The organism is Pseudomonas zanjanensis, from assembly GCF_014268745.2.
GTDB classification, from domain to species: domain Bacteria; phylum Pseudomonadota; class Gammaproteobacteria; order Pseudomonadales; family Pseudomonadaceae; genus Aquipseudomonas; species Aquipseudomonas zanjanensis.
On record NZ_JABWRB020000001.1, the window covers coordinates 1100939 to 1126165 of the forward strand.

A 25227-nucleotide genomic window follows, 5' to 3' on the forward strand; every position below is an offset into this window, starting at 1 on the left:
GCAGTTCAATTAACTATGTTTGAGGCGAAGTGCGGCTACGAACGCAATGCTATTAAAGGCCGGGGCCGTCATCGACGTGCCCCACCTCGATAGGCTTATTATTTGCTGGCTTGTGTCGCCGCAGCGCGAGCCGTTTGCAACCAAGCATCAAATTGCTGCCGATGGGCGGCAACCCACTCCTTGGCATGACGGCGGATATCAGCAGGCTTTTTCTCGCCCTGTTGCATTTTCAAGTTCTGGGCGCTTTCGTCAGCGGTGGTAATTTGCATCACCGAAAGGAACTTCAACGCCGCTGGATTCTTATCGGCGAAGTCTTTGTTCAACACGGCCTCGACCTTATCGACTGCAAAACCGAGATTCTTGCCCTTGTACATCGTGTCGACATCATTTTTGCCATCAGGCAGGTCGGTTTTCGGTACTTCCAGCCAGACCACATCCTTGTCTTCGACCAACACATTGGCAATCCATTGTGGAACCCAAGTGAAGTAGAGAATCGGTTGCCCTTCCTTATAACGCGTAATGGTGTCAGCCATCAGTGCGAAATAGGAGCCCTGGTTGACGGTGACCGTTTTATCCAGGCCATAGGCTTTCATATGAAGGGAGATAATCAGCTCGCAGCCCCATCCAGGGTTGCATCCCGTCATGTCTGCCTTGCCGTCGCCGTCGGTGTCGAACAGTTTGGCGATTTCCGGTTTTTTCAAGTCAGTGATGTACTTGATGTTATGAGCTTCAGCGGTCTTCTTGTCGATCAAGTAACCTTGGAGCACGCCGGGCATGATGTCGCCCGCCTTGACCATGGTCTTGTCGCCCCCGGCCTGCTGATAGAACTTATCGTGCAATTTGTCCCACAAGTGCACCGTAAAGTCCGCATCACCACTGCCCAGGGCCATCATCATGACGCCGTACTCGGTCTCCTTGGGTTCCTGCACTTTGTAACCCAGCTCTCGGAGGCCTTCCATCGCCACTTCGCCGCGGAATCGTTCTTCAGCAATAGAGGGGAAGATAGGAGTGATCTTTACACCGTCGCCCGGTTGGTTGGCCGAGGCGTTTGCGTAAAGCGACATCGCCGCGATGGAAAGGACTGCAGCGCAGTTGAGAATGCTACGGGAAAGCTTGAATTCAGACATCTTCGCGTACCTTTTTGGTTTTATCTTCGTGTGCGGCAGATCGAATACGAGGGTTTAAGCTGTCTTGCTCCTTCCCACCGGTTGTTTCGCCCCGAACAAGCGCAGAACAAAGCCGACAGGACCGGTGTGATACCAGCGCAGGCTTGGGTCGGCTCCGGTGCGTGCGCCCATGGCTTGGGTCAGGCGGTCAAGGAAGATGGCGAGCAGCACCAGGCCAGTCCCGCCGACCGTGGCCAAGCCCATGTCCAGGCGGCCGATGCCGCGCAGGACCATTTGGCCAAGGCCGCCCACCGAGATCATCGAAGCGATCACCACCATCGACAGCGAAAGCATCAGGGTCTGGTTGAGCCCAGCCATGATGGTGGGCGTCGCCAAGGGCAACTGGACGCGGGTCAGCATCTGCCGCGGCGTGCAGCCGAACGCGCGGGCCGCTTCTATCTTGTCCTCCGGGACCTGGCGGATGCCCAGGTTCGTCAGGCGCACCAGAGGGGGGAGGGCGAAGACAATGGTCACCAGGATGCCCGGCACGTTGCCGATGCCGAACAGCATGACGACAGGGACGAGGTAAACGAACGCCGGCAATGTCTGCATGGCATCGAGTACGGGCCGCAAGATTCTTTCCAGGTTGTCGCTACGGGCGCAGAGAATGCCCAGGGGTATACCTAGCAAGGCGCAAAAGAAGACTGAAGTCAGTACCAGCGCCAGGGTGGTCATCGACTCGGACCAGACACCGATAAGGCCCAGCAGGGTGAGCGTCACAAAACACAGCAGAGCCATGCGTTTACCGGCCAGCTGCCATCCCAGCAAGGAAGACAGAATGATCCCGATGCTGGGTGGGATGCTCTGCAACGTGTATTCGACGCCGTTCAGTACTTGGTCAATCGGCCAGCGGATGGCGCGGAACACATCGCGAAAGTTGTGTACCAGGAAATTGAGGGTGCTTTCCACCCAGTCACCCAATGGAATAGTGACGACTTGAAACGGGTCGAGAAAACTGAATTCGGACATCAGGGTTTACCTCTTCATCATCACCGCAGCGGCGTATGAAGGCCGCAGGTACTTCAGGTCAGGGACGCGCCAGCGTAGAGGGGCGCGCCTGTATTAATGGCGGCTCAGCGTTTGCAGTAACTCGCTCTTTGATAGCGTCCCGGTGAGGGCGCCCGAACGGTCGAGTACAGGGACCGGGTAGGGCAGGTTGGCTGCGATTTCCAGTACTTCGTGCAGGGGGGTATCGGTAAATACAGGGTGCTGTTGGTGCTGGGTGTAATGCGTGCTGCCACCTGCGCCGCTGGTATCGATATCCACGACCCCGAGCAATTGCCCGCCTTCATCGATCAAGTAACCGAACGGTAGGCCGGCCTTGAACTGTGGCGCTTGGCCGTTCAGCTTGCGAACCCATTCCGGATCGAGCCTGGCCACGTCGCCTGCCTTGAGGATCCGTGAGCTGTCGAAGCCTTTGAAGAAGGTGCGGACATAGTCGTTGGCCGGTTGACTGATCAGCTCTTGAGGCGTGCCGATCTGTACCACCTGACCGCCCTCCATGATCGCGATGCGGTGACCGATGCGAACGGCTTCCTCAATGTCATGGGAAATGAAGATGATGGTGCGCTTCTGTTCTGCCTGCAGGCGGATGAGCTCTCCCTGCATCTCGCTGCGGATAAGCGGGTCCAGGGCGGAAAAGGCTTCATCCATCAGCAGGATGGTCGGGTCGTTGGCCAGCGCGCGGGCCAGGCCTACCCGTTGTTGCATGCCGCCGGAAAGTTGATGCGGATAACTGTGCTCCTGTCCGGCAAGACCGACTTGGCTGAGGGCTTCCCTGGCGCGGCTATGCCGCTCCTTTTCACTGATACCGGAAATTTCCAGGCCAAAGGCAGTGTTTTCCAGAACGCTCATGTGCGGCATCAAGGCAAAGGATTGGAACACCATGCCCATCTCTTTGCGGCGAACATCCAGAAGAGCTTTATCAGCCAACCCGGTAATTTCGCGGCCGTTCAGATAAATGCTGCCTGACGTGGGCTCGATGAGGCGGTTGAACAATCGCACCATCGTCGACTTCCCGGATCCCGAGAGCCCCATGATCACAAAGATTTCGCCACGCTTAACCGCAAAGCTGGCGTCGAAAACACCAATCACTTGACCTGTTTTCTCAAAGACATCTTTTTTACTGGCCCCTGCGGCGAGCATTTTCATCGCCGCGTCGGGGTGTGCGCCAAATATCTTAAAAACATTCTTAACTGAAATGATTTCGTCTGGACTCGTCATTGCGTCCCTCCTTTGCGTATAACGCTACAAGCGCACGAAATCGAATTGAATTCGAACGTTGGTAATTTAGGCGGGCAGTAATAAAAGATGGATCTGCGCATGACATGTACCTGTTTTTTATTGTTTGCCCTTGGGCTCGGGCTTTTTTTCAATCTATAAGTATCCTGGTTTTAAATCCAACAACATTTACAGGGCTTTATGGATAACCTAACGTTATCCAGACCCGCCGAAACGACCGCCTTGGTCCAATCACGACGCGTTGGTATGGCCTGGGCTAGGCTATTGAGTTAGGCTCCGCCGCTTCCGCGGATGACAGGAGGATGAGGGCTTACCATGCTCAGCAGACACGTAGACCCTGATACATTGCTGCTTAGAATGCCTTCCCTTCGGGCCGTCAGAGCATTTGTCGCCGCCGCTAAATATGAAAGCTTCACGCGGGCAGCGGAGGCGCTGTGCGTATCGCAAGCCGCGATCAGTCGGCAGATTCGAGAACTGGAGGAGTCGTTGGGCGCTCAACTGTTCATGCGTGCCGGGCGCACGGTAGAACTAACCGCCGAGGGAAAGATTTTTTTCGAGGCGGCGCAACTGTCCTTCGTTAATATCGCACAGGCGGCTGAAAGGATTCGTACCGCGCCGACGCAGAAACATATCCTGACGGTTTGTTGCTCACCGGCCTTTTCTGCATTATGGCTGTCAGAGCATCTTCCGGAGTTTCGTGCGACTAACCCGGATATTGAGTTCAATCTGATTACCACTCAGAACTTTGTGAATATGGAGCCGGGCATAGAGCCGGACATCATCATTTCAAAAATTCGCAAAGTGGGAGACGGGTACAAGAGTCATCAGTTGTGCCACGATATTATTTATCCAGTTTGCTCTCCGGCGTTTTTGGACGCGCATCCCGAACTGACCTCGCTGGAAGGGGTGCGCGATTCTTCGCTGCTCAACCTGAGTCCCTATGGACGGTCGGGCGTGGCTGAACATGTGGATTGGGGGGTATGGCTGGCTTTTCTGAACGTTGATATCGATGAGCGTCCTTCCGACTGTCCGCCTATTTTTCATGCCAATGATTACAACCTGATCATGAACATGGTCCTGACCCATCAAGGCGTCGCACTGGGCTGGAACCAGCTGGTCGGGGCAATGGTCGAGCGAGGGCAGCTCGTTCGCCCTGTCGAGCATCAGGTGACGCTTCGAAACAGCCTTCATTACGTGGCCTGCAATGAAAGGACTGAATACGAAGATGCCTGTCGGAGAGTGCGCGACTGGATTCTTTCGAAGTTTTCCAGGTGGAGCGTATAAATTCCCCCGCTTCCTTCAAGTCTCCTCGGTCGGTAGCGATGGTCGGCACGGTATTTTCTGAATTCGCTGGGTCATAACGCTAAGTTATCAGTTGAGCAACGAAAATGTAGTTTTGCCGGCTGGGCAGGCTACCGTACCCTTCGTATTAAACATGGTTGAAAAATATTAATTCAACGGCGGCGTTGGACATTTCAGCGCACAGGATCCGTTGGCCATGACACCGTTTTCTGGACGTACTTGCCATTAACCGTCAGGTTGATGTGAAGAGGATAATAATGAATACCAAGGCATCCGTGATCGGCCTGATTGAAAAGCGTAAGGCGCGCCACGCGCTTCCCCGTGAACTGTATATTGAACCTGAGGTTTTTCGTCAGGATCTTGAGCAGATCTGGCACAAGGACTGGATTTTTGCCGGGCATACTTTTGAGCTTGAAAAGCCCGGGCAATACTTGACCTTGCAGATTGGCGACTATCCCGTCTTGATCATCAGGGATAAAAGTGGCCAGGTCCGGGCTTTTCACAATGCCTGTCGTCATCGTGGTTCCAAAGTTTGCGAGCACGCCCAAGGTAAAGTCGCGAAACTCGTCTGCCCTTATCATAAGTGGACGTTTGAACTGGATGGCAGCCTTTTGTTTGCCGGTAATATGGGGGGCGATTTCGACAGGACGCAATACAATCTGAAACCTGTTCATTGTGAAATTGTTCATACCTACATTTATGTCTGCGTCGCTGACGAGGCGCCTGAGTTCGAAAGTTTCAGGAACTCTGTAAGTCCTTTCATCGCCCCTCATTTCCTGGATAACTGCAAGGTGGCTTTCGAGTCAAACCTCATCGAAAAGGGTAACTGGAAGCTCGTATTTGAAAACAATCGCGAGTGTTTCCATTGTGACGGTACGCATCCCGAGTTGATGAACTCTTTTGTCGAGAACCTTTCGGTGGCCGGGGTCGGGGGCGAAGATGATCCGGAACTGACCGCCCACTGGAATCGCTGTGAAACCGCGGGTATGCCCAGCAAGCTGGTCATGGATCCGAATGGCCGTTTTCGTATGACGCGCATTCCACTGTCCGCAGGCGCCGTAAGTTACACCATGGACGGTAAACCTGCCGTGGCGGGACGCCTGGATAAAAGCGGCGAGCCGGATATTGGCGCCTTGCTCTACTTCAACTACCCGTCTACCTGGAACCACTTTCTCGGCGATCACGCCTTGAGCTTCCGGGTGCTTCCGATCGGCCCCGGCGAAACGCTGGTGACCACCAAATGGCTGGTGCCCAGTACTGCCGTTGAAGGTGTGGACTATGAGATTGACCGGCTGACAAAGGTCTGGCTGGCCACCAACGATCAAGACCGTCGTTTGGTAGAAGGCACGCAGGCCGGTGTGACCTCGCCGACTTATGAGCCGGGACCCTTTTCGGACATTGCGGAAAATGGCGTATGCCAGTTCGATGATTGGTACTGCGAAACCATGCTGACGCGCCTCCAGGCCCAGATTCCACTTAAATCGGTGAGCTGATTTCCCTGCGACGATAGGTGTTGCCACTACTGCGTGCAAACAGCCCGGGAAGGGCTGTCGGTGCGTCCGATCAGGAAAGCAAGAAAGGGGGCACGATCCAATGTCCGCATTCGCTTTTTCCGGCCTCAACCTGGCCGTGACCACGCCGTTCGATCCCCAAGGCAAGATTGACTATCCACGCTTTGAGACGTTGCTCGAGCGCTATCTGGCTGCTGGTGTACAGGGTTTTGTCCTGAGCTCGGGGACCGGCATGCATGTCTACCTGAGCCAGGAAGAGTCCCGGCAATTGGTGGCCTTCGGCGCCAAGGTCCTCAAGGGGCGTGCTCGCGTTATTGTGCAAACCTCTGCCTTGTTGGCGGACGAAGTGGTGCAGCGCACCCGTCATGCCGCTGAATGTGGCGCCGACGGCGTCATGGTGTTGCCACCGTTTTTCGAAGGCCCCACCGACGACCAGGGCATCGTCGATTTCTACTCGACGGTGTCTGAGGTCGGGGTGCCGATCATAGGCTACAACGTGCCCCAGGCGGTGGGCATAGAAGTGACCCCGTCGCTGTTCCGCCGGCTGAGCGAGATACCCCACTTCGTCTCGGTCAAGGACAGCAGTGGTGACCTTGCCGCCCAAGCCTCGCTGATCCGCACGGGTCTGCCGACGATGAATGGCGCCGACGCGCTGGTGCCCTACGCGCTCTTCGCCGGTGCCGCGGGCTTGATCTGGGGCGGGGCGAACATGGCCCCGCGCGCTTGTGTTGCCGTGGTGGAGGCTGCCATGAAACAGGACTGGGCACGTGCCCGGGAGGTTTGGCGGTCGATCGAGCCGGTGATGTCGTTGATCTGGCAGGGTGACTATGTGCAGTCGGTCTACGCCGCTGCCGAGATCAGCGGTTATGGGGCGGGGAATCCGCGTCGGCCCTTGGCGCGTTTGTCCGCCGATAAAATCGATGTGCTCAAGGTTGCCCTTGCGCCGTTGATCGCGCTCGAGTCTGAGCTCGCCTGACAACCGGGCCCAGGCTTACGATGACGCGAATGGCGTGCCGGGCATGGATGATGCCCGGCGTCACGAAGCAGCAATTTCCCTCCAGATGGAATGATCCATGAGCAATCAGTTGGACAGCGCTGCACGAGCGTATGACGTTCCCAGGCCCCAGTTCGGCATTCTCCTGTGCCTGCTCTCCATGCTGGTGTTTGCCAGCCAGGACGGGATCACCAAGGTGCTGGTCAAAGACCTTCCCGTCGCGCAGTTGGTGATGGTGCGCTATTGGGCGTTCCTGGCTTTTGCTGTGGGTTATAGCGTCTATCAGGGCAGCCTGCGGACCGCGTGCCGAAGCCGCCATCCTTACCTGCAGGTCATCCGTGCATTGGTCGGGGTGGGTGAAATCGTGCTGTTTGGATGGGGGCTGCGCTATCTGGGACTGGCGGAAATGCATGCCCTGTATGCGGTGTTCCCTTTGATGACACTGGCGTTGGCTGGGGTGTTCCTGGGTGAGTTCATCGGCGTGCGTCGTTGGGTTGCCGCCGCCGTGGGCTTCGCGGGGACGCTGGTCATCCTTCGGCCTGGCACCGGTGTCTTCGAGCTTGTAGCGCTGATTCCGCTGGCGTCTGCCTTGGGTTTCGCGGTCTTCAGTGTGCTGACGCGTCGGATCAGCCAGCATGATTCGTTCGCCACGAACATGCTGTACATGGGCTTCTTCGGCGCGATCACCATCACTTCGGTAGGCCTTCCCGGATGGGTGGCGCCGAGCCCGACGCAATGGGGCCTGATTGCGGTACTGTCCACGACAGGCGTGGTGGCCCAGCTGTTATTTCTCCAGGCGCTGAAGTATGCAACCGCGGCCACGCTCCAGCCGTTCAACTACACGCTGCTGGTGTTTGCCACGCTGATTGGCCTGTTGATATTCGGCGAACTGCCAGACACCTGGACGGTGGTGGGGGCGTGTCTGGTGATTGCCGGTGGCATGTATGCGATCAAGGCGAAAGGGTAGTGGCCTGGCAGATACCGAGCAACACAGGCACTGCGTACAGCTCAAATCCACTGTGGGAGCGAGCCTGCTCGCGAAAGCGGTGGGTCAGCTTGCATCAGTATTGACTGTACCGCCGCCATCGCGAGCAAGCCCGGCTCCCACAGGGTTTTGTGGTGAATGCAGATATGGCTGGCACCACAAGTCCATTGTGGGAGCGAGCCTGCTCGCGAAAGCGGTGTGCCTGTCACCGGAATGCTGAATGTACCGCCGCCATCGCGAGCAAGCTCGGTTCCCACAGGGTTCTGTGGTGAGCGCAGACATGGCTGACACCATAAGTCCACTGTGGGAGCGGGCTTGCTCGCGAAAGCGGTGGGTCAGCTTGCATCAGTATTGACTGTACCGCCGCCATCGCGAGCAAGCTCGGCTCCCACAGGGTTCTGTGGTGAGCGCAGACATGGCTGACACCACAAGTCCATTGTGGGAGCGGGCTTGCTCGCGAAAGCGGTGTGCCTGTCACCGGAATGCTGAATGTACCGCCGCCATCGCGAGCAAGCTCGGCTCCCACAGGGTTTTGTGGTGAACGCAGATATAGCTGGCACCACAAGTCCATTGTGGGAGCGAGCCTGCTCGCGAAAGCGGTGTGCCTGTCACCGGAATGCTGAATGTACCGCCGCCATCGCGAGCAAGCTCGGCTCCCACAGGGTTTTGTGGTGGATGCAGATATGGCTGACACCACAAATCCACTGTGGGAGCCGAGCTTGCTCGCGATGGCGGCAGCAGCCATACAGATTAAAATAAGGCAAAAAAAACCGGCGCAACCGAGGTCGCGCCGGGGGTGGTGCCAGTGGCTGCGCGGATATTCGTGGGTCCGCACAACCCCTGTTGAACCCGTGTCGGTTACGCCCGTTCCAGCGCCAGGGCCACGCCTTGGCCGCCGCCGATGCACAGGGTCGCGAGGCCTTTCTTGGCGTCGCGCTTGATCATTTCATGCAGCAGAGACACCAGGACCCGGCACCCCGAGGCGCCGATAGGGTGGCCCAAGGCGATGGCGCCGCCGTTGACGTTGACCTTGTCCATGTCCCATTTCAGTTCCCGGGCCACGGCCAGCGATTGAGCGGCAAAGGCTTCGTTGGCTTCGATCAGGTCCAACTGGTCCAGGGACCAGCCGGCCTTGTCCAGGCAGCGACGGGTGGCCGAGACCGGGCCAATGCCCATGATGGCCGGGTCGACGCCGGCATTGGCGTAGGCACTGATTTTCGCCAGCACCGGCAAGCCCAGGGCCTTGGCTTTTTCCGCGCTCATCAGGATCACCGCGGCGGCGCCATCGTTGAGCGAGGACGCATTGCCCGCCGTAACGCTGCCGTCCTTCTTGAAGGCCGGCTTGAGCTTGCCCAGGGATTCGGCGGTGGTACCGGCGCGCGGTTGTTCATCCGCGGCGAACGCCACGGGATCGCCTTTGCGCTGGGGAATCAGGATCGGCGTGATCTCGTCGGCGAATCGCCCACCTTCGATGGCGGCGACCGCCTTCTGCTGGGACGCGGCGGCGAAGGCGTCCTGCTCCTCGCGGCTGATGCCGTACTTGTCCACCAGGTTCTCGGCGGTGATGCCCATGTGGTAATCGTTGAAGGCATCCCACAAGCCGTCGGTGATCATGCTGTCGATCATCTTCGCGTGACCCATGCGCAGGCCGGTGCGAGCGGCCGGCAGGACGTAGGGGGCCAGGCTCATGTTCTCCATGCCGCCGGCGATGATCACCTCGGCGTCGCCACAGCGGATCGCCTGGGCGCCCAGGTGCAACGCCTTGAGGCCCGAGCCGCAGACTTTGTTCAGGGTCAGTGCCGGCACCCCATGGGGCAGGCCGGCGAGGATCGACGCCTGGCGCGCCGGGTTCTGTCCGGAACCTGCGGTCAGCACCTGGCCAAGAATCACTTCATCGACCTGTTCGCCGGACAAACCGGTCTGTTCCAGCAGGCGACGAATCACCGCGGCACCGAGTTCCGGTGCGGGAATGGCAGCCAGCGAACCCTGGAAGCTGCCGATGGCGGTACGGGTAGCGGCGACAATCACGACTTCTTGCATCGAGTCTCTCCTCACTGGGCAGCGAACTGCATTTCAGGGACGTGGTCCGGCACGATCAATTTGCCGGCGGTCTTGGCGACGATTTCCTCGACGCTGACGCCCGGGGCACGTTCTTTCAGGATGAAGGCGCCGTCCTGGATTTCCAGGTAGGCGAGGTCGGTCAGCACGCGCTTGATGCAACCGGCACCGGTCAACGGCAGGCTGCAACGGGGCAGCAGTTTCGACTCGCCGTCCTTGGACGCATGGGTCATGGTGACGATGATGTTCTCGGCACCGGCCACCAGGTCCATCGCGCCACCCATGCCCTTGACCAGTTTGCCGGGGATCATCCACGAGGCGATGTTGCCTTCGACATCCACCTCGAACGCACCCAGCACGGTCAGGTCGATGTGGCCGCCACGGATCATGGCAAACGATTCGGCCGAAGAGAAGATCGACGCGCCAATGCGCGCAGTGACCGTCTGCTTGCCGGCGTTGATCATGTCGGCGTCGACTTCGGCTTCGGTGGGAAACGCGCCCATGCCGAGCAGGCCGTTTTCCGATTGCAGCATGACTTCCATGCCTTCGGGAATGTAATTGGCGACCAGGGTCGGAATGCCGATGCCCAGGTTCACGTAGTAGCCGTCCTGCATTTCGCGGGCGACGCGTTGAGCCATTTGTTCGCGGGAAAGTGCCATGGTGTTATTCCTTCATTCGGGCCGGGGGCAGGGGATCACTTACGCACGGTGCGCTGTTCGATGCGCTTTTCGAACGTGCCGCAAATGACCCGGTCGACGTAGATGCCAGGGGTGTGGATCTGCGTCGGGTCCAGCTCGCCGGGTTCGACGATTTCTTCCACCTCCACCACGGTGATCTTGCCCGCCGTCGCGGCCAGCGGGTTGAAGTTCTGCGCGGTGTGGCGATAGATCACATTGCCGAAATGGTCGGCCTTCCAGCCTTTGACGATGGCGAAGTCGCCCGTGATGGATTCTTCCATCAGGTACTGGCGGCCGTGGAATTCACGCACTTCCTTGCCTTCGGCCACGGGCGTGCCGACGCCGGTGGCGGTGAAGAACGCCGGGATGCCTGCGCCACCGGCGCGCATTTTTTCGGCGAGGGTGCCTTGGGGGGTGAGCACGACTTCGATTTCGCCGCTCAGCAGCTGTTTCTCGAACAGGGCGTTTTCGCCGACGTAGGAGGCGACCACCTTGCGAATCTGCCGGTCTTCCAGCAGCACGCCGAGGCCGAAACCGTCGACGCCGCAGTTGTTGGACACCACGGTGAGGTCGCGGATGCCCTTGCGCTTGATCTCGGCGATCAGGTTTTCCGGGATACCGCACAGGCCGAAGCCGCCGGCGATGACAGTCATGCCATCCTTCAAGCCTTCCAGCGCTTCCTCATAAGAGCTCACGCGTTTGTCGAAACCTGCCATAGACACCTCTTTTATTCTTGATGGGGTCGCAATGGGATGCAGTGTTGCGCCAAGTCATATATTTGTTAAGTTGATTTTTAGATTGTATTGATTGATAAAACTCAATAATTGCCGGCATCCGCTTGCGGCTTGAAGCTAACCACTTGCCGCTGGAAGCAGAGCGACCATGACCCTCAAGCAAATCCGCGCCTTCCTCGCCGTGGCCCAGAGCCTGAGCTTCGCCGTGGCCGGCGAGCGGCTGCACCTGTCCCAGTCGGCCCTGAGCCTGACCATCAAGGCCCTGGAAGAAGGCCTCGGTGGCCGCCTGTTCAGCCGCAACACCCGTAACGTGGCGCTGACCCCCGAAGGTGAGTCCTTACTGCCCCTGGCCCGCCGGCTGGTGGCCGACTGGGACAACGCCGAGGATGAAATGCGCCAGCGCTTCACCTTGCAGCGCGGTCGCGTGACGTTGGCGGCGATGCCGTCGTTTGCCGGCAACCTACTGCCGCCGATCCTCAAGACCTTCCGCGCCCGCTATCCGAATGTCAACGTCACGGTCAACGACGTGATCAACGAACAGGTGCTGGAAATGGTTCGTGATCGTCATGTGGAACTGGGCGTGGCGTTCGAACCGATGCAGGGTTCGTCGTTGGCGTTCACGCCCTTGTATCTCGATCGCTTCGTCGCGGTGGTGCCGCTGGACTCGCCGCTTGCCCAGCGCGACGAAATCCACTGGGAAACCTTGCTGGAGCAGCCATTCATCACGTTGCAACGACCCTCCACCGTTCGGGTGATGTTGGAGGAGCATCTGCAGGCCCGAGGTATGAAACTGCCCGTGGAGTTCGAGAGCCATCAACTGGCGACCGTCGGGCGGATGGTCGCCAGCGGCCTGGGCGTCAGTGCCGTGCCGGCCCTGTGTGTCGGGCAGATGCATGAGCTGGGGGCCCGCTGCATCACGTTGAGCGATCCGGTGATCGAACGGGCCATCGGGGTGCTGACCAAGCCGGGGCATGAGCTGTCGGCGGCGGCGCAGGCGCTGTTCGATACGCTGAGGGATCAGGAGTTGCCCGTACAGTTGATATCGAAGTAACCACAATCCCTGTGGGAGCGGGCTTGCTCGCGAAAGCGGTGGGTCAGCTACGCAGATATCGACTGACCCACCGCCTTCGCGAGCAAGCCCGCTCCCACAGAGGGTATTGCGTGGTATCAGATCAACAGTGGCAGCAGTTCTTCGCACGGTACTTCGACCTTCAAGTCCAGCAACTCATCAGCCCGGGTCTTGCCTCGGTTGATCGCCAGCAGCGGCTTGCCCTGGTCCTTGATCGCCCGGCACAGGCGGAACGCCGAATACGCCATCAACGATGAGCCCACCACCAACAGCCCATCCGCCTGTTCCACCGCCTGGGTGGCGCGGGTCGCGGTGGCGGCGGCGACGTTTTCACCGAAGAAAACCACATCGGGTTTCAAGCGTTCGCCCTCGCAATGGGGGCAACGGGGCACCTGGAAGCGCGCCTCGAACGCCGGGTCGAGCAGGGTGTCGCCATCGGGTGCCTGCACCGCATCGACGCCGGCCAGGTAAGGGTTTTCAGCTTCCATCAAGTGTTGAATCTGCTGTCGCTCGCTGCGCTGGCCGCAATCCAGGCACAGCACACGGTGCAGGCTGCCGTGCAGTTCGATGACGCCTTGGCTGCCGGCCTGGTCGTGCAAGGCGTCGACATTCTGGGTGATCAGGCCACTGATGCGAGCCTGTCCTTGTAATGCCGCCAAGGCCTCGTGGGCCTGGTTCGGTCGGGCTTGACGCAGGCGTGTCCAGCCCAGCATCGCTCGCGCCCAATAGCGCCGTCGCGCCTCGGCTTTGGCGAGGAACTCCTGGTACATCATCGGTTGCTTGCCCCGCCGCACGCCGTCGCTGTCGCGGTAGTCGGGAATGCCGGACGGGGTGCTGATTCCCGCGCCGGTCAGCACCAGGAAACGGCGCCCGGCCATGTACTGCTGCAGTTGTTCGACGGGGTCACGCTGAAGATCGTCGGGCATGTGGGTTCTCCGCTGGCCTGGAATCGTTGAGGTTAGCAGCGGGCTTGCCGCACGCCTTTCGTCGCCCTGCGCAGGTGTTTCTTCAAACTTTCCCCGGGCGTGGGACATCCACCTTATGTGCGCTATCTCAAAGCTCTCGCACTGCAGTGCGCCAATGACACTGATAAGGAGAACGCAATGGCAACCCCTAAAGAGAACCTGCTGGATTGGCTCAACGATGCCCATGCCATGGAACAGCAAGCGGAGAAAATGCTCAAGGCCCAGGCCGAGCGCCTGGAACATTACCCGGTCCTCAAGGCCCGGATCGAACAGCACATCGAGGAGACGCTCGGGCAGCAGAAGCTGGTGGAACAGTGCATCCAGCGCTTGGGCGGTAGCCCGTCGATGCTCAAGGACATGGCCGGCAAGCTGATGGCGTTCGGTCAAGCCATGGGCGGCATGGCGATGAGTGACGAAGTGGTCAAGGGCGCCATGAGTGGCTACGTCTTCGAGAACCTGGAGATCGCGTCCTACACCGTGTTGATCGAGGCGGCGAAAGTGGCTGGCGATGTGGAAACCCAAAGGGCTTGCGAGCAGATTCTGCCCCAGGAAATCGCCATGGCTGAATGGCTGCGCGATCACCTGCCGCAGATTACCGCAGCGTTCCTGGAACGCTCGGCCAATCCGCACACCGAAGCCAAGCGCTGAGGTGAAAAGTGTGGCGCGGCCCGACCGCGCCAAACCTGCCGTCAAAAGAAAAGAGGACAGGTATGAAGCAGACCACCGGTGAGGTAAGAGCCATCAATCGACAGAGCGCCAGGGTGGGTGTCTACGTGTCGGAAGAGGAGGGCCACACAGTGCTTGAATTGGGGCCCGCCAATGACGTCGACATCGGCGATGTCATGGAATGGGACACAACGGCCCTTGGCACCCAGACGTATCGCAACCTGACCAAAGGTTGGACCGACGAGGTGTATGTAGCGAAGCACGGCGTCGCGGCGGCCAACCTGGAGGTTCAATTACTGGTGGGATCGTGACAACACCCGGTCCCCAGGAGGACGAACATGAGCGAGCTGCGTTGTGGCTGCCCCGGCTGCCATTGCGAGGTAGATCCCGAGCGGGTGTTCAATCATGACGGCGAGGCCTATTGCAGCCAGGCCTGCGCAGAACAACACCCCAATGGCGAGCCGTGTCCGTCGGCGGATTGTCATTGCGAACGAAGTGGCAAGGTCGGCGAGCGGGACATTACCAACAATCAACTGGATGAAGCATTGGAAGAAACGTTCCCGGCCAGTGACCCGATTTCACCCTGACAATTGCTCTATCCGGGCATCGGCGACAGGGTGCCCGGACACCGCAAGCCGGTCAGTGCGGTGGTGCAAGACAACACCGGCAGCCCGCGAGTTTTGGCTTCCTGGAACGGCGCGAGGCTTGGGTGACGAGACCGGTGCAATGGGGTGCCGGCGCCACCGGGCCCTTGGCGGACAGCGTGGAAAGACACGCACTGTTTTTTAATGTTGAAGGCGGGGCCATTGTGGGAGCGGGCTTGCTCGCGATAGCGGTGTGTCAGTCAGCACCAATGCAGGCTGATCCAACGCCATCGCGAGCAGGCTCGCTCCCACAGGGTTATTGGATGACCTTGAGGTTTGGGTACAACACAGGGCGATTGTGGGAGCGGGCTTGCTCGCGAAGACGGCGGCACAGCCAACCTATATGCCAGCAGGTCCAACGCCATCGCGAGCAAGCTCGCTCCCACAGGTTTCTTCGTTGGACGAAGTTTCGGTATTTAACACTGCCAATCAATCGCCGCTTGTTTAATAGGCTGGCGCAATAAATACCCGGGCAGTGGGGATATAAATAAGGATGTTGACCGTTCGTCGCCGTTTGCAGCTCTTTTTTAAAACCTTAACGGCGTCAAATTTTCCGAATAGGACGAGCCGGCAGGTTCGTTGACATCAACTAACGAGGTGAATGAAATGGCTAACACAGGTAATAACAACCCTGGCAATTTCGCTAACGATCGTGAGAAGGCATCGGAAGCCGGGAAAAAAGGCGGCCAGGCGTCGGGCGGCAACTTTGCCAACGATCCGGAACGCGCATCCGAGGCTGGACGCAAGGGTGGCCAGGCGTCGGGCGGTAACTTCGCCAACGACCCGGAACGTGCTGCAGAGGCCGGCCGCAAAGGCGGGCAAGCCTCGGGTGGTAATTTTGCCAACGACCCTGAGCGGGCTTCGGAAGCCGGCCGCAAAGGTGGCCAGGCGTCGGGTGGCAACTTTGCCAACGACCGGGAAAAAGCCTCCGAAGCTGGCAAGAAAGGCGGTGAAAACAGCCACGGTGGCGGTCGTAAATCGTAATGTCCCGTGGTCTCGCAGGTCCCGTGCCGTTGGCATGGGACCTGTTCCGGCCTTGATATTAAAAGTCGGGTATTTATGCCCGGCTTTACTGATGTATTGACTGCTTAAAAGATGAGTGAGTTGCAATTAACCACTCGTCTTATGTCTTGAACAAAAAACTAAATTTTATTCGTTTAGCTTCTTCAGATTTTTCATGGGCCTGTCGTCGACAGTGTTCCCATGAAGTGTGCCTGAGCGAGGAGTTCAATCATGTTTCTACATAACAAACGATTGCAGTACACCGTACGTGTCGCTGAGCCTAATCCTGGACTCGCCAACCTGCTGCTCGAGCAGTTCGGTGGCGCCCAGGGGGAATTGGCGGCGGCGTCGCGTTATTTCACCCAGGCCTTGTCCGAGGACGATCCAGGGCGCAAGGATCTGCTGATGGACATTGCCACCGAAGAACTCAGCCATCTGGAAGTGATCGGCTCGATCATCGTCATGTTGAACAAGGGCGCCAAGGGCAAGATGGCTGAAGGGGTGGAGAAGGAGGGCCAACTGTACCGGGACATCAACGGTGCCGGTAACGACTCTCATATCACCAGCCTCCTGTACGGTGCCGGCTCGCCATTAACCAATTCCGCCGGCGTGCCGTGGACTGCCGCTTATGTGGACACGATCGGTGAGCCGACGGCAGACATGCGTTCCAACATCGCCGCTGAAGCCCGGGCAAAAATTGTCTATGAGCGATTGATGAACGTCACTGACGACCCGGGGGTAAAGGAAGCGTTGGGCTTTTTGATGACCCGTGAAATCGCCCATCAGTTGTCGTTCGAAAAAGCCTTGCATGCCATCCAGCCCAACTTCCCACAAGGTAAGCTGCCCGGCATGCCGGAGTTCACCAACGTGTATTTCAACATGTCCCAGGGTGAGCCTACCGTGCGTGGTCCATGGAACCAGGGCGAGGACTGGGAGTTCGTCGAGAATCCGGTTCCGGCGGTCGACGGTGGCGATGGCCTGGCCAGCGTCCAGTTGAGTGAAAAGGACGAAGCACTGTTGATGGACATGAAGGCGCGGACGATGTCCAACCCTGAAAGCAACCCCACCACAGGCGCCGACTTGGGTTCGGGGATGCAAGGTGACAAACTGTAAACAAATGGCGAGGGAGGCGACTCCCTCGCCTGATATTTCGAGCCAAGACCCGTAAGGACATTCGATGGACCAGCCCACTTCCCGGATTCGATCGCCCTGGCGCACTTGGCTGAACCCCGTGCAAGAGAATCTCTTGTTGGGGGTTACGTTCTGGCTCGGGCTGGCATTGGTGGCCGCGTTGTTGCTCTACAGTGGCTACAACGCCTTGGTTGGCGCCAATCGTCAAAACCTCGGCTACGCCGTGCTGGGCGGAACATCGGGTTTTGCCGCCACCGCCCTGGGGGCGATGATGGCGGTGGTGCTGCGGGATATCTCCTCGCGTACCCAGGACATTATGCTGGGGTTTGCCGCCGGCATGATGCTCGCCGCCAGTTCGTTCTCATTGATCCTGCCGGGCATCGAAGCGGCACAGATAATCTGTGGCAATCAGTTGCTCGCCGCGTTTGTCGTGGTGGTGGGCCTGGGGCTGGGCGTGGCCCTGATGATCGGCCTGGACCGTTTCGTGCCGCACGAACATGAACTCAGTGGCCGGCGTGGTCCCCAGGCCGAGCGGATCAATCGTGTCTGGTTGTTTGTACTGGCCATCACCCTGCACAACTTGCCGGAAGGCATGGCCATCGGCGTCAGTTTTGCCGACGGCGATTTCAAGGTCGGTTTGCCCCTGACCACCGCCATTGCCATCCAGGACATTCCCGAGGGCCTGGCCATTGCCATGGCGCTGCGCGTCACCGGTATCAGCACCTTGCGTGCCGCGCTCATCGCGGTCGGTTCAGGGCTGATGGAGCCACTGGGGGCGGTGATCGGCCTGGGCATGTCGTCGGGCGTGGCCGTCGCGTACCCCATCAGCCTGGGGCTGGCGGCGGGGGCGATGATCTTCGTGGTCTCCCACGAGGTGATTCCCGAGACCCATCGCAACGGCCATGAAACCCCGGCCACCCTCGGCTTGATGATGGGCTTTGCGGTGATGATGTTTCTCGACACGGCGTTGGGTTGAGCGCGTCACCGATACCCTCTGTCAACGTTTCGGCAAATTTCTGGAACATCCGAAATTTCCCCTGGGTCAGTGTTGATGACAGGTGAAGCCGCCTCTGCCGGCTTCACCCCATCAACCTTTCGAGGCTCGCCTTCTGAACAGAGGAAGATTGAAATGGCCAGAAAAACCGTGACAGACCTGTTCATCCACGAACTGTCCGATGTCTACAGTGCTGAAAAACAGATCACCCGTGCCTTGCCGCGCATGGCTCGGGCCACCACCAACCCTTTGCTCGCACAAGCCTTTCACGATCACCTTGAGGAAACCCAAGGCCAGATTGAGCGCATCGATACCCTCGTCGAAGTGGCGGGGATCAAGCTCAAGCGCATGAAATGCATCGCCATGGAAGGACTGGTGGAGGAGTCCAAGGAGCTGATCGAGGAAATCGAAAAAGGCGCGGTGCTCGATGCGGGGCTGATCGGCGCGGCGCAGAAAGTCGAGCACTACGAAATCGCCAGTTACGGCACCTTGATCGCCATGGCCAAGCACCTGAAGCTGGGCGATGAAGTGGTCGGCCTGCTGTTGGCGACCCTCAAGGAAGAAAAAGCCACCGACGAGAAACTCTCGAAGATTGCCGAGCAGGGCGGCAACCAGGCGGCGACGATGGAGTCCTGAGTTCGACGTCGCTTTTTTGTGGCGAGGGAGCTTGCTCCCGCTGGACTGCGCAGCAGTCCCAGGTTTTGGGGTTGAACGCAGAAATTTTTGGGGCTGCTTCGCACCCCAGCGGGAGCAAGCTCCCTCGCCACGGGTTCTACGTGAATCGGGCATCGATGTTCGCATCAGTGCCCATTTTTTTTTGCCGTAAAAACCCATCAAGCGGCTTCAACGACCACACAGCGTCCAGCCTTCAAACTTGTTGGAACTAGCCCGCATCGCGTCCCGTCATTTGTTCTGAGAGGCACTTATCCAGGCATCGCTTAGCGACTGCCTGTCGTTGAGTTTTTCATCACGGAGGCGATGGACAGACATGACTATCCCGGACAACAACCCCGAGCGACAAAGCGGCACTTCAAGCCAAGGTCGGCCTGAGGAATCCCTGAACCACATCAAGGAGGACGTGAACGAAGCGATCGGCAGCGCTCGCGAGAAGGCCGATGCGCATTTTGGCCAATACCGCGATACCGCGGCGGACCAGATCGATGCCTTGGCGCGTGGCGCCAAATCCGCCATGTCGGAGCTCGAAGCCAACGACACCCTCGGCTTATCCCATTATCTGGCGGACATGGCCGATTGCATGAGCGGCCTGGCCGGCAAATTGCGCAACAAGAGTGCCGAACAGTTGCTGCATGACGGTTCTCGCCTGGCGCGGGATAACCCCGGTCTGTTCCTCGCCGGCAGCATCGCGGTGGGCTTTGGGCTGTCGCGATTCCTCAAGGCCGGTGCCTCGCCGGTCGCCACCGAGGCCGACGAACCCGCCGCCGGCCATTCAAACCCACCCGCCGGAGGATTCGGCGCCCAGCGGCCTTTTGAATCGACCCCTGATCCCATCGGCCCCGGTGCCGCTACCCGCAGCGGCCTGGCCACCGGTGTCACCCCGACCTCACCGAGTGTTCAGGACCATCCCAGTGATTCAGCCACCGGCTCGCTGCCGGGTTCGGCCAATACCAGAGGAGAATTGTGATGAACCGACCAGACCCGGATATGCAGCGTACCGCCAGCGCCTCGACGCCCGAAAGCGATGCCTCGGTCATGGGGTTGCTCAGGCAATTGACCCACGAAGTCCCCTCGCTCTTCACCAAGGAATTGGCGCTGGCCAAGGCTGAATTCCAGGCGAGCCTCAACACGCTCAAGGCGGGCATTGCTGCGGTGGCCGGTGGCGCCATGGTGCTCATGGCCGGCTTCATCATCCTGTTGATGGCGGTGGTGTATGGCCTGAGTACGATGATGGCGCCCTGGCTGGCCGCGCTGATCGTCGGCGTCGTGGTCATGATCATTGGTTTTGTCATGGTCCAGTCGGGCAAGAAACAGTTCGAACCGTCCCACTTCAAGCCTGACCGAACGCTCGATGCCTTGAACAAAGATCAGGAAGCCCTGCGGAGGAAAGCCTCATGAAGGATGAATTCAAAACCGAATCCGAAAAGAGCCCAGAGACCATCGAGCGCGAAATCGACGAGCAGCGCGCCCATATCAGCCATATCGTCGACGCCTTGGGCAGCAAGTTCACGCCAGGGCAAATGCTGGATCAGGCCCTGGGGCTCGTGAAGGGAAATGGCGCCGAGTTTTTCGGCAACCTGGGCACTACGGTGCGCAACAACCCGGTGCCGACCGTGTTGACCACGGTTGGCTTGTGCTGGCTGATGCTCGGCCAGAACCATCCGCCGCGGGTCGGTTATCGCGTCGGGCCGGACCAGGATTCCAGCGGTTGGAGCGAAGGGCTTGCCGGTGGCCTGGACAGTGCGCGGGAGCACCTGCACAGCGGCAGTGATTCATTGCGCGAAGGCTTTCACCATCTCAAGGACAAAGCTGCGCACCTGGCGGACGACGTGGGCGCCAGCGCCCGGCATGCCCGGCACAGCGCTCATCAAGCGGGCGAGCGCATGGCCCAAGGGTCGCAGCACCTGGGCGATGAGTTCAGCCGTCTGCTCAAGGAGCAGCCGTTGATGATGGCGGCGGCGGGTATCGCCCTCGGGGCGATGCTGGGCGCGGCGTTGCCCAGCACCTCTACCGAACAGCGAACGATGGGCAAGACCAGCGCCGACCTAGCCGACAAGGTCAAGCGCACGGCGCGGGAGGGTTATGAAACGGTGCGCGATACGGTGAGCAAAACCACCGAACACCGTGACGAGCCCGCCGTTACGCCGGCCAACGGGCGGGCCCACTCCGGCACGGATCTGTCTGGCGGGCTGGGCACTTCGTAGGCGCACGCGAGGTGCGGCGCAGGGCGATCTGCGCCGCACCTGTCAACCTTGACAGTAGCCTCGATCACCGTTCGGTTATTTCATGGGCCGTACACCCTTCTCAAGGAGGCAGCACATGAAACGTCAGATCCCGTTCACCGGCCGTCTGATCTTCATCGGCTTCGGCTCCATCGCCCGGGCCACGTTGCCCTTGCTGCTGGGGCAGGATCACGTCGAGATCAAGCAGATCACCGTCATCGCACCGGTGATCGACCACAACATCTGGTTCAAGGAGCGGGGAATCCGTTTTATCCCCAAGGCTCTGACCCGAAAAACCTATGCACAAATCCTGGATCGCTTCGTCAAGCGTGGTGATTTCATCGTCAACCTGTCCGTCGAGGTCAGCTCCCTGGACCTCATGGCGTACGCGTTCGAGAAGGGCGCGCTGTACCTCGACACCTGCGTCGAGCCGTGGGCGGGAGGCTACGAGGATCCGCACCTGGACCTTTCCCATCGGACCAATTACGCATTGCGCTATCAAGTGCTGGGCCTGCGCAAAAAACTGGGCAGAGGCCCGACGGCAGTGGTGGCCCATGGCGCCAATCCCGGTTTGATCACCCATTTGCTCAAGGCCGGGCTGGTTGAACTGGCGACGCAATTGAAGCAGCCGCTGCCGCAAAAACCGGGCGGTGTGGACTGGGCCAGGCTGAGCATGGCGTTGGGGATCAAGGTCATTCATTTTGCCGAGCGCGACAGCCAACGCTCCCAGCGTCCCAAGGAAGACGACGAGTTCGTCAACACCTGGTCGGTGGAGGGGTTCATCAGCGAGGGCCGTCAGCCGGCCGAGTTGGGGTGGGGGTCCCATGAACGGACTTGGCCAGCGGCTGCCCGGCGTCATGGTTTCGGGAGCCGCAACGCGATCTATCTGGAACGCCCGAGCGCCAGCGTCTTGATCAAGACCTGGACGCCGGTGGGCGGGCCGTGCCTGGGGCTGATGATCACCCACCACGAAACCGCTTCGACGGCCGATTTGCTGACCGTGAAGGACCCGCGCAAGTTGGTGTATCGACCGACCCTGCATTACGCCTATCACCCCTGCAACGATGCCTGGCTGTCAGTCCATGAGCTGATCGGTCGTGGCTGGGAAACCCAGGCCCGGCAGCGAATCCTCAACGGCGAAATCGATCCCGGTGGGGTGGATGCCCTGGGTGTCTTGCTGATGGGGCATGAAATGAACGCCTACTGGTTCGGTTCGGTGTTGAGCATTGACGAGGCGAGGGCCCTGATGCCCTTCAATAACGCCACCAGCCTGCAAGTGGCGGCCGGTGTCATGGCGGGAATCGTCTGGGCCATTGAACATCCGGATCGTGGCATCGTCGAGCCGGAACAAATGGACTATGAACGCGTGCTGGAAGTCGCCCGGCCTTACCTGGGGACGTTGGTGGGCAAGTGCACCGATTGGACGCCGACCGGTGCCCTTCACAAGGCTCGCGGGGATGGCGCGGCCGATGATTGGCAATTCGAGCATTTCACCCGGTTCTGAATGAGCGGCTGAGCGACACCAATCCCCTGTGGGAGCGAGCCTGCTCGCGATAGCGGTGGTTCAGTTACAAGAATGTTGACTGACACGACGCCATCGCGAGCAGGCTCGCTCCCACAGGGAACCGCGGTGTATTTGGCGTGTTTGGGCCGGATCCCTGTTCATCGCGACCTATACTCAACCCCATGGATGACAGGAATCCGGGGTGGCGCGACTGTGCGGCGTTCGCTGATGTTGGCCGTTGTGCTCGTTCTGGCGGGGTGCGCCACGCCACAGCGCGGTCCACCGGTTGCCACGGTGATGATTGCCCAGGACACCTGGCGACAGGTAGACCAGCAGATCATCGCGGCGTCGAAGAGCGCCCTCGAACAGGCGGCCGTCTATGCACGCGGGTCGATGGAGCATTGGCGCGTGTTGGTGTATGAACGCACCGAGGCTGAATTCATCCCCTGGTTCAGCAGCTACTGGACCCAGGAATGGCTGGCGGTGAAGGTCAGCTGGTACGCGGCCAGTGCCGAGGGCGAGGCGGATTCTTCGGCCAAGCGCCTGGCGGTTTACCTGCAGGAGCAATATCGCGAGCAGGTGCTGGCGCCGGTGGCGGTGGAAATCGATCCCGAGGCGATCAGGGCCAACGCGACGGGTTACTACATCCGTCAGCTCAGTCAACAGGCCCAGGTCATCGCCCAGCGGCATCGAATCCCGAACGAGCTGATGAACCGACGCCTGCATGGCATCCCTGCCATCCGCCTGGGTCCGCCGGCGGCGCGTGATGCTTCGTTGTACGAAATGGTTCACGCCGAGCCGCTGAATACCTTGCCGGCCTATGCGGCCCTGATCGATCACGTCGACAAGGCTGCAAGCACGGGGGCCGGGCCATCGGAGGCGGTGATCGCAACCGTGGCGCAACGCACCAGCGAAAAAATCGAGGCCCAGTTCGCCACGCGCGGGGCAACCGGTGCGGCGGCGGCCGTGGCCGGGAAGGCGGCCGGGGCGTTGATTTCGGTGGGCGTGGCGGGTATTCGCGCGATCATCCACGAGGGTGAGCGGCCGGAAATGGAGGCGCAGATCCGCAAGAGTCTGAGTGCGGCGTTCGACGAAGCCTGGTTCAAGTCACTCAAGCATCCCCTCAGCGGGGTGATGGCACCGGTGTATTACCTGGACGAGGAAATCAAAGGCAACCTGGTGGAGGCGGACCTGGCCAATCGAGCGGTGGTCTTGCCGGACCTCAAGCCATGACGGACCGACTCATTCCGAGCCGAGGGTGACGCGACAACCCTTGCGATGGCGGATCTGTTCGTCCGATGGACGCTCCTTGATGAACTCGAAGCGCGGTTCGCCTTCGCTGTAGATCACCAGCCAGCCCCATTCCAGTTCGCTTTCATCCTGCCCGGGCTGGGGCGGCGAGGCCCACCAGGGTTCTTTTTGCATGATCTGACGCATCGTCTACTCCTGCCGATTGATCCTTTGAACTATAGACCGCTCGTTGAAGACGCTTGCATCCTGTGGGAGCAAGGCTGCCCGCGAAGCAGGCGACTCGGTTCCGGATAGACCGTGTGATCGTTATCGCGGGCAAGCCTTGCTCCCACAAAGCAGTGTTCCACAAAACCGGGTCCCTCAATGCCTCTGCTACAGGTCATGAACCTCAAGTTTGATAGTCAGTGTGCTCTGATCCCGCCCACCAGCGTCTAGCGTCTGTATCCCCGCACTCGAACGGGGAATGACTGGACCCCGCGCATATGCAAGCACTGTTGAACGAGATCCTCGATGCGGTTCGCCCCCTGATCGGTCAGGGCAAGGTCGCCGACTACATTCCTGCCCTGGGCACCGTGGTGCCCAATCAGTTGGGCATTGCCGTGTACGGCAATGATGGCGAGTTGTATTACGCCGGCGACGCTGAAACAGCGTTTTCAGTGCAGAGTATTTCCAAGGTGTTCAGCCTGGTGCAGGCCATCGGGCATTCCGGTGAAGCGATCTGGGAGCGCCTGGGCCATGAGCCATCTGGCCAACCTTTCAACTCCCTGGTGCAATTGGAATTCGAGCGCGGCCGCCCGCGTAACCCGTTCATCAATGCCGGCGCGTTGGTGATCTGCGATATCAACCAGTCCCGCTTCGCCGCGCCAGCGCTGTCGATGCGCGATTTCGTGCGCCGCCTGTCGGGTAACCCCCAGGTGATGGTGGACGGCAAGGTCGCCGAGTCGGAGTACCAGCACCGTGCCCGCAACGCGGCGATGGCGTACCTGATGCAATCGTTCGGCAACTTCCACAATGACGTGGAAGCGGTGCTGCGCAGTTATTTCAGCCACTGCGCCCTGCGGATGAGCTGCATCGACCTGGCGCGGGCGTTCTGCTTCCTGGCCAACGACGGGTTCTGCAAACACAGCGGCGAACAGATCCTCAGCGCCCGGCAAACCCAGCAGGTCAATTCCATCATGGCCACCAGCGGTCTGTACGATGAGGCTGGCAACTTCGCTTATCGCGTCGGCCTGCCGGGCAAGAGTGGTGTCGGTGGCGGGATTGTCGCCGTGGTGCCGGGCCGGTTCACCGTCTGCGTCTGGTCGCCGGAACTCAACGCCGCCGGTAACTCCCTGGCCGGCATGGCGGCGCTGGAGATGATGAGCCAGCGCATTGGCTGGTCGGTGTTCTAGTTCCCACAAAAAAGGGCCCGCTCCTGGTTCAGGCGCGGGCCCTTT

26 protein-coding genes are annotated in these 25227 nt (G+C 59.7%); 18 read left to right on the forward strand and 8 right to left on the reverse strand.

Annotation, left to right across the window (positions count from 1 at the left end):
- Positions 1-98 precede the first annotated feature (98 nt).
- The 3 genes from proX to proV all read right to left on the reverse strand — a co-directional run bounded on the left by proX (position 99) and on the right by proV (position 3389).
- On the reverse strand, positions 99-1127 hold the full coding sequence (gene proX / locus HU715_RS05030) for a glycine betaine/L-proline ABC transporter substrate-binding protein ProX (RefSeq protein WP_186708373.1): 1029 nt from the start codon (positions 1125-1127) through the stop codon (positions 99-101).
- Between the two features lie 54 nt (positions 1128-1181).
- Positions 1182-2135, reverse strand: coding sequence for a glycine betaine/L-proline ABC transporter permease ProW (gene proW, locus HU715_RS05035; protein WP_053123266.1), 954 nt, complete (start codon positions 2133-2135; stop codon positions 1182-1184).
- A 93-nt stretch (positions 2136-2228) separates the two neighbouring features.
- Positions 2229-3389 carry a glycine betaine/L-proline ABC transporter ATP-binding protein ProV gene (gene proV / locus HU715_RS05040; protein WP_186708375.1) on the reverse strand — a complete coding sequence of 387 codons (1161 nt, stop codon included), beginning with the start codon at positions 3387-3389 and terminating at the stop codon, positions 2229-2231.
- A gap of 333 nt (positions 3390-3722) precedes the next feature.
- Between proV and HU715_RS05045 the strand changes: the two genes are divergently transcribed.
- From HU715_RS05045 to HU715_RS05060, 4 genes are all read left to right on the forward strand, one after another.
- The gene (locus HU715_RS05045) at positions 3723-4691 is read left to right on the forward strand and encodes a LysR family transcriptional regulator (RefSeq protein WP_186708377.1); all 969 of its coding nucleotides are present in this window, start codon (positions 3723-3725) and stop codon (positions 4689-4691) included.
- A 275-nt stretch (positions 4692-4966) separates the two neighbouring features.
- Positions 4967-6202: an aromatic ring-hydroxylating oxygenase subunit alpha gene (locus HU715_RS05050; protein WP_186708379.1), complete on the forward strand. Its 1236-nt coding sequence runs from the start codon at positions 4967-4969 to the stop codon at positions 6200-6202.
- A 100-nt stretch (positions 6203-6302) separates the two neighbouring features.
- Positions 6303-7196 (forward strand): dihydrodipicolinate synthase family protein, encoded by an 894-nt coding sequence (locus tag HU715_RS05055; protein WP_186708381.1) that lies wholly within the window; start codon positions 6303-6305, stop codon positions 7194-7196.
- A gap of 97 nt (positions 7197-7293) precedes the next feature.
- Positions 7294-8181, forward strand: coding sequence for a DMT family transporter (locus HU715_RS05060; RefSeq protein WP_186708383.1), 888 nt, complete (start codon positions 7294-7296; stop codon positions 8179-8181).
- Between the two features lie 876 nt (positions 8182-9057).
- Here the strand turns inward: HU715_RS05060 and HU715_RS05065 are convergent.
- Genes HU715_RS05065 through HU715_RS05075 form a run of 3 tightly spaced genes read right to left on the reverse strand, consistent with a single transcriptional unit; the run spans position 9058 to position 11650 of the window.
- Complete coding sequence (locus HU715_RS05065) at positions 9058-10239, reverse strand: acetyl-CoA C-acetyltransferase (protein WP_186710515.1); 1182 nt, start codon at positions 10237-10239, stop codon at positions 9058-9060.
- 11 nt (positions 10240-10250) lie between these two features.
- The gene (locus HU715_RS05070) at positions 10251-10916 is read right to left on the reverse strand and encodes a CoA transferase subunit B (RefSeq protein WP_003180355.1); all 666 of its coding nucleotides are present in this window, start codon (positions 10914-10916) and stop codon (positions 10251-10253) included.
- A 35-nt stretch (positions 10917-10951) separates the two neighbouring features.
- Positions 10952-11650, reverse strand: a complete 699-nt coding sequence (locus tag HU715_RS05075) for a CoA transferase subunit A (protein WP_003200117.1) — start codon at positions 11648-11650, stop codon at positions 10952-10954.
- A gap of 166 nt (positions 11651-11816) precedes the next feature.
- Between HU715_RS05075 and HU715_RS05080 the strand changes: the two genes are divergently transcribed.
- The gene (locus tag HU715_RS05080) at positions 11817-12719 is read left to right on the forward strand and encodes a LysR family transcriptional regulator (protein WP_186710513.1); all 903 of its coding nucleotides are present in this window, start codon (positions 11817-11819) and stop codon (positions 12717-12719) included.
- A gap of 116 nt (positions 12720-12835) precedes the next feature.
- Here the strand turns inward: HU715_RS05080 and HU715_RS05085 are convergent, their stop codons facing one another.
- Positions 12836-13663, reverse strand: a complete 828-nt coding sequence (locus tag HU715_RS05085; RefSeq protein ID WP_186710511.1) for an NAD-dependent protein deacetylase — start codon at positions 13661-13663, stop codon at positions 12836-12838.
- Between the two features lie 177 nt (positions 13664-13840).
- Between HU715_RS05085 and HU715_RS05090 the strand changes: the two genes are divergently transcribed.
- The 12 genes from HU715_RS05090 (at position 13841) to HU715_RS05145 (ending at position 23773) form a co-directional block, all read left to right on the forward strand.
- Positions 13841-14350 carry a ferritin-like domain-containing protein gene (locus HU715_RS05090; protein WP_186710509.1) on the forward strand — a complete coding sequence of 170 codons (510 nt, stop codon included), beginning with the start codon at positions 13841-13843 and terminating at the stop codon, positions 14348-14350.
- Positions 14351-14412: 62 nt separating this feature from the next.
- On the forward strand, positions 14413-14679 hold the full coding sequence (locus HU715_RS05095) for a hypothetical protein (RefSeq protein ID WP_186710508.1): 267 nt from the start codon (positions 14413-14415) through the stop codon (positions 14677-14679).
- 27 nt (positions 14680-14706) lie between these two features.
- Positions 14707-14955: a metallothionein gene (locus tag HU715_RS05100; protein WP_186710507.1), complete on the forward strand. Its 249-nt coding sequence runs from the start codon at positions 14707-14709 to the stop codon at positions 14953-14955.
- 663 nt (positions 14956-15618) lie between these two features.
- On the forward strand, positions 15619-15996 hold the full coding sequence (locus HU715_RS05105) for a con-10 family general stress protein (RefSeq protein ID WP_186710506.1): 378 nt from the start codon (positions 15619-15621) through the stop codon (positions 15994-15996).
- Positions 15997-16245: 249 nt separating this feature from the next.
- The gene (locus HU715_RS05110) at positions 16246-17127 is read left to right on the forward strand and encodes a manganese catalase family protein (protein WP_186710505.1); all 882 of its coding nucleotides are present in this window, start codon (positions 16246-16248) and stop codon (positions 17125-17127) included.
- 64 nt (positions 17128-17191) lie between these two features.
- The gene (locus tag HU715_RS05115; RefSeq protein ID WP_186710504.1) at positions 17192-18121 is read left to right on the forward strand and encodes a ZIP family metal transporter; all 930 of its coding nucleotides are present in this window, start codon (positions 17192-17194) and stop codon (positions 18119-18121) included.
- 153 nt (positions 18122-18274) lie between these two features.
- Positions 18275-18775: a YciE/YciF ferroxidase family protein gene (locus HU715_RS05120; protein WP_186710503.1), complete on the forward strand. Its 501-nt coding sequence runs from the start codon at positions 18275-18277 to the stop codon at positions 18773-18775.
- A 352-nt stretch (positions 18776-19127) separates the two neighbouring features.
- Complete coding sequence (locus HU715_RS05125; RefSeq protein ID WP_186710501.1) at positions 19128-19781, forward strand: hypothetical protein; 654 nt, start codon at positions 19128-19130, stop codon at positions 19779-19781.
- Positions 19781-20212, forward strand: coding sequence for a phage holin family protein (locus HU715_RS05130; protein ID WP_186710499.1), 432 nt, complete (start codon positions 19781-19783; stop codon positions 20210-20212). Before HU715_RS05125 ends, HU715_RS05130 begins: the two co-directional genes overlap by 1 nt.
- Positions 20209-21018 carry a DUF3618 domain-containing protein gene (locus HU715_RS05135; protein WP_186710497.1) on the forward strand — a complete coding sequence of 270 codons (810 nt, stop codon included), beginning with the start codon at positions 20209-20211 and terminating at the stop codon, positions 21016-21018. Before HU715_RS05130 ends, HU715_RS05135 begins: the two co-directional genes overlap by 4 nt.
- A gap of 115 nt (positions 21019-21133) precedes the next feature.
- Positions 21134-22540: a saccharopine dehydrogenase C-terminal domain-containing protein gene (locus tag HU715_RS05140; RefSeq protein WP_186710495.1), complete on the forward strand. Its 1407-nt coding sequence runs from the start codon at positions 21134-21136 to the stop codon at positions 22538-22540.
- A gap of 228 nt (positions 22541-22768) precedes the next feature.
- On the forward strand, positions 22769-23773 hold the full coding sequence (locus HU715_RS05145) for a hypothetical protein (RefSeq protein WP_225917555.1): 1005 nt from the start codon (positions 22769-22771) through the stop codon (positions 23771-23773).
- Positions 23774-23782: 9 nt separating this feature from the next.
- On the opposite strand, the gene HU715_RS05150 is transcribed toward HU715_RS05145, so the two are convergent.
- Entirely contained in the window at positions 23783-23977 is a 195-nt protein-coding gene (locus HU715_RS05150) for a hypothetical protein (protein ID WP_053123348.1), read from the reverse strand.
- 296 nt (positions 23978-24273) lie between these two features.
- On the opposite strand from HU715_RS05150, the gene glsB reads away from it, so the two are divergent.
- The gene (gene glsB, locus HU715_RS05155; RefSeq protein ID WP_186710491.1) at positions 24274-25182 is read left to right on the forward strand and encodes a glutaminase B; all 909 of its coding nucleotides are present in this window, start codon (positions 24274-24276) and stop codon (positions 25180-25182) included.
- The last annotated feature ends 45 nt before the right edge of the window (positions 25183-25227 follow it).

What these genes read in the sequence shown, in the direction of transcription:
- HU715_RS05105 (WP_186710506.1), top strand. Translation starts at nt 15,619, where the DNA reads ATGGCTAACACAGGTAATAACAACCCTGGCAATTTCGCTAACGATCGT.
- HU715_RS05150 (WP_053123348.1), bottom strand. Translation starts at nt 23,977, where the DNA reads ATGCGTCAGATCATGCAAAAAGAACCCTGGTGGGCCTCGCCGCCCCAG.
- HU715_RS05100 (WP_186710507.1), top strand. Translation starts at nt 14,707, where the DNA reads ATGAGCGAGCTGCGTTGTGGCTGCCCCGGCTGCCATTGCGAGGTAGAT.
- HU715_RS05115 (WP_186710504.1), top strand. Translation starts at nt 17,192, where the DNA reads ATGGACCAGCCCACTTCCCGGATTCGATCGCCCTGGCGCACTTGGCTG.
- HU715_RS05070 (WP_003180355.1), bottom strand. Translation starts at nt 10,916, where the DNA reads ATGGCACTTTCCCGCGAACAAATGGCTCAACGCGTCGCCCGCGAAATG.
- HU715_RS05045 (WP_186708377.1), top strand. Translation starts at nt 3,723, where the DNA reads ATGCTCAGCAGACACGTAGACCCTGATACATTGCTGCTTAGAATGCCT.
- HU715_RS05135 (WP_186710497.1), top strand. Translation starts at nt 20,209, where the DNA reads ATGAAGGATGAATTCAAAACCGAATCCGAAAAGAGCCCAGAGACCATC.
- HU715_RS05120 (WP_186710503.1), top strand. Translation starts at nt 18,275, where the DNA reads ATGGCCAGAAAAACCGTGACAGACCTGTTCATCCACGAACTGTCCGAT.
- proV (WP_186708375.1), bottom strand. Translation starts at nt 3,389, where the DNA reads ATGACGAGTCCAGACGAAATCATTTCAGTTAAGAATGTTTTTAAGATA.
- glsB (WP_186710491.1), top strand. Translation starts at nt 24,274, where the DNA reads ATGCAAGCACTGTTGAACGAGATCCTCGATGCGGTTCGCCCCCTGATC.
- HU715_RS05090 (WP_186710509.1), top strand. Translation starts at nt 13,841, where the DNA reads ATGGCAACCCCTAAAGAGAACCTGCTGGATTGGCTCAACGATGCCCAT.
- HU715_RS05050 (WP_186708379.1), top strand. Translation starts at nt 4,967, where the DNA reads ATGAATACCAAGGCATCCGTGATCGGCCTGATTGAAAAGCGTAAGGCG.
- HU715_RS05125 (WP_186710501.1), top strand. Translation starts at nt 19,128, where the DNA reads ATGACTATCCCGGACAACAACCCCGAGCGACAAAGCGGCACTTCAAGC.
- HU715_RS05145 (WP_225917555.1), top strand. Translation starts at nt 22,769, where the DNA reads ATGTTGGCCGTTGTGCTCGTTCTGGCGGGGTGCGCCACGCCACAGCGC.
- HU715_RS05060 (WP_186708383.1), top strand. Translation starts at nt 7,294, where the DNA reads ATGAGCAATCAGTTGGACAGCGCTGCACGAGCGTATGACGTTCCCAGG.
- HU715_RS05080 (WP_186710513.1), top strand. Translation starts at nt 11,817, where the DNA reads ATGACCCTCAAGCAAATCCGCGCCTTCCTCGCCGTGGCCCAGAGCCTG.
- HU715_RS05065 (WP_186710515.1), bottom strand. Translation starts at nt 10,239, where the DNA reads ATGCAAGAAGTCGTGATTGTCGCCGCTACCCGTACCGCCATCGGCAGC.
- proX (WP_186708373.1), bottom strand. Translation starts at nt 1,127, where the DNA reads ATGTCTGAATTCAAGCTTTCCCGTAGCATTCTCAACTGCGCTGCAGTC.
- HU715_RS05075 (WP_003200117.1), bottom strand. Translation starts at nt 11,650, where the DNA reads ATGGCAGGTTTCGACAAACGCGTGAGCTCTTATGAGGAAGCGCTGGAA.
- proW (WP_053123266.1), bottom strand. Translation starts at nt 2,135, where the DNA reads ATGTCCGAATTCAGTTTTCTCGACCCGTTTCAAGTCGTCACTATTCCA.
- HU715_RS05095 (WP_186710508.1), top strand. Translation starts at nt 14,413, where the DNA reads ATGAAGCAGACCACCGGTGAGGTAAGAGCCATCAATCGACAGAGCGCC.
- HU715_RS05085 (WP_186710511.1), bottom strand. Translation starts at nt 13,663, where the DNA reads ATGCCCGACGATCTTCAGCGTGACCCCGTCGAACAACTGCAGCAGTAC.
- HU715_RS05140 (WP_186710495.1), top strand. Translation starts at nt 21,134, where the DNA reads ATGAAACGTCAGATCCCGTTCACCGGCCGTCTGATCTTCATCGGCTTC.
- HU715_RS05110 (WP_186710505.1), top strand. Translation starts at nt 16,246, where the DNA reads ATGTTTCTACATAACAAACGATTGCAGTACACCGTACGTGTCGCTGAG.
- HU715_RS05130 (WP_186710499.1), top strand. Translation starts at nt 19,781, where the DNA reads ATGAACCGACCAGACCCGGATATGCAGCGTACCGCCAGCGCCTCGACG.
- HU715_RS05055 (WP_186708381.1), top strand. Translation starts at nt 6,303, where the DNA reads ATGTCCGCATTCGCTTTTTCCGGCCTCAACCTGGCCGTGACCACGCCG.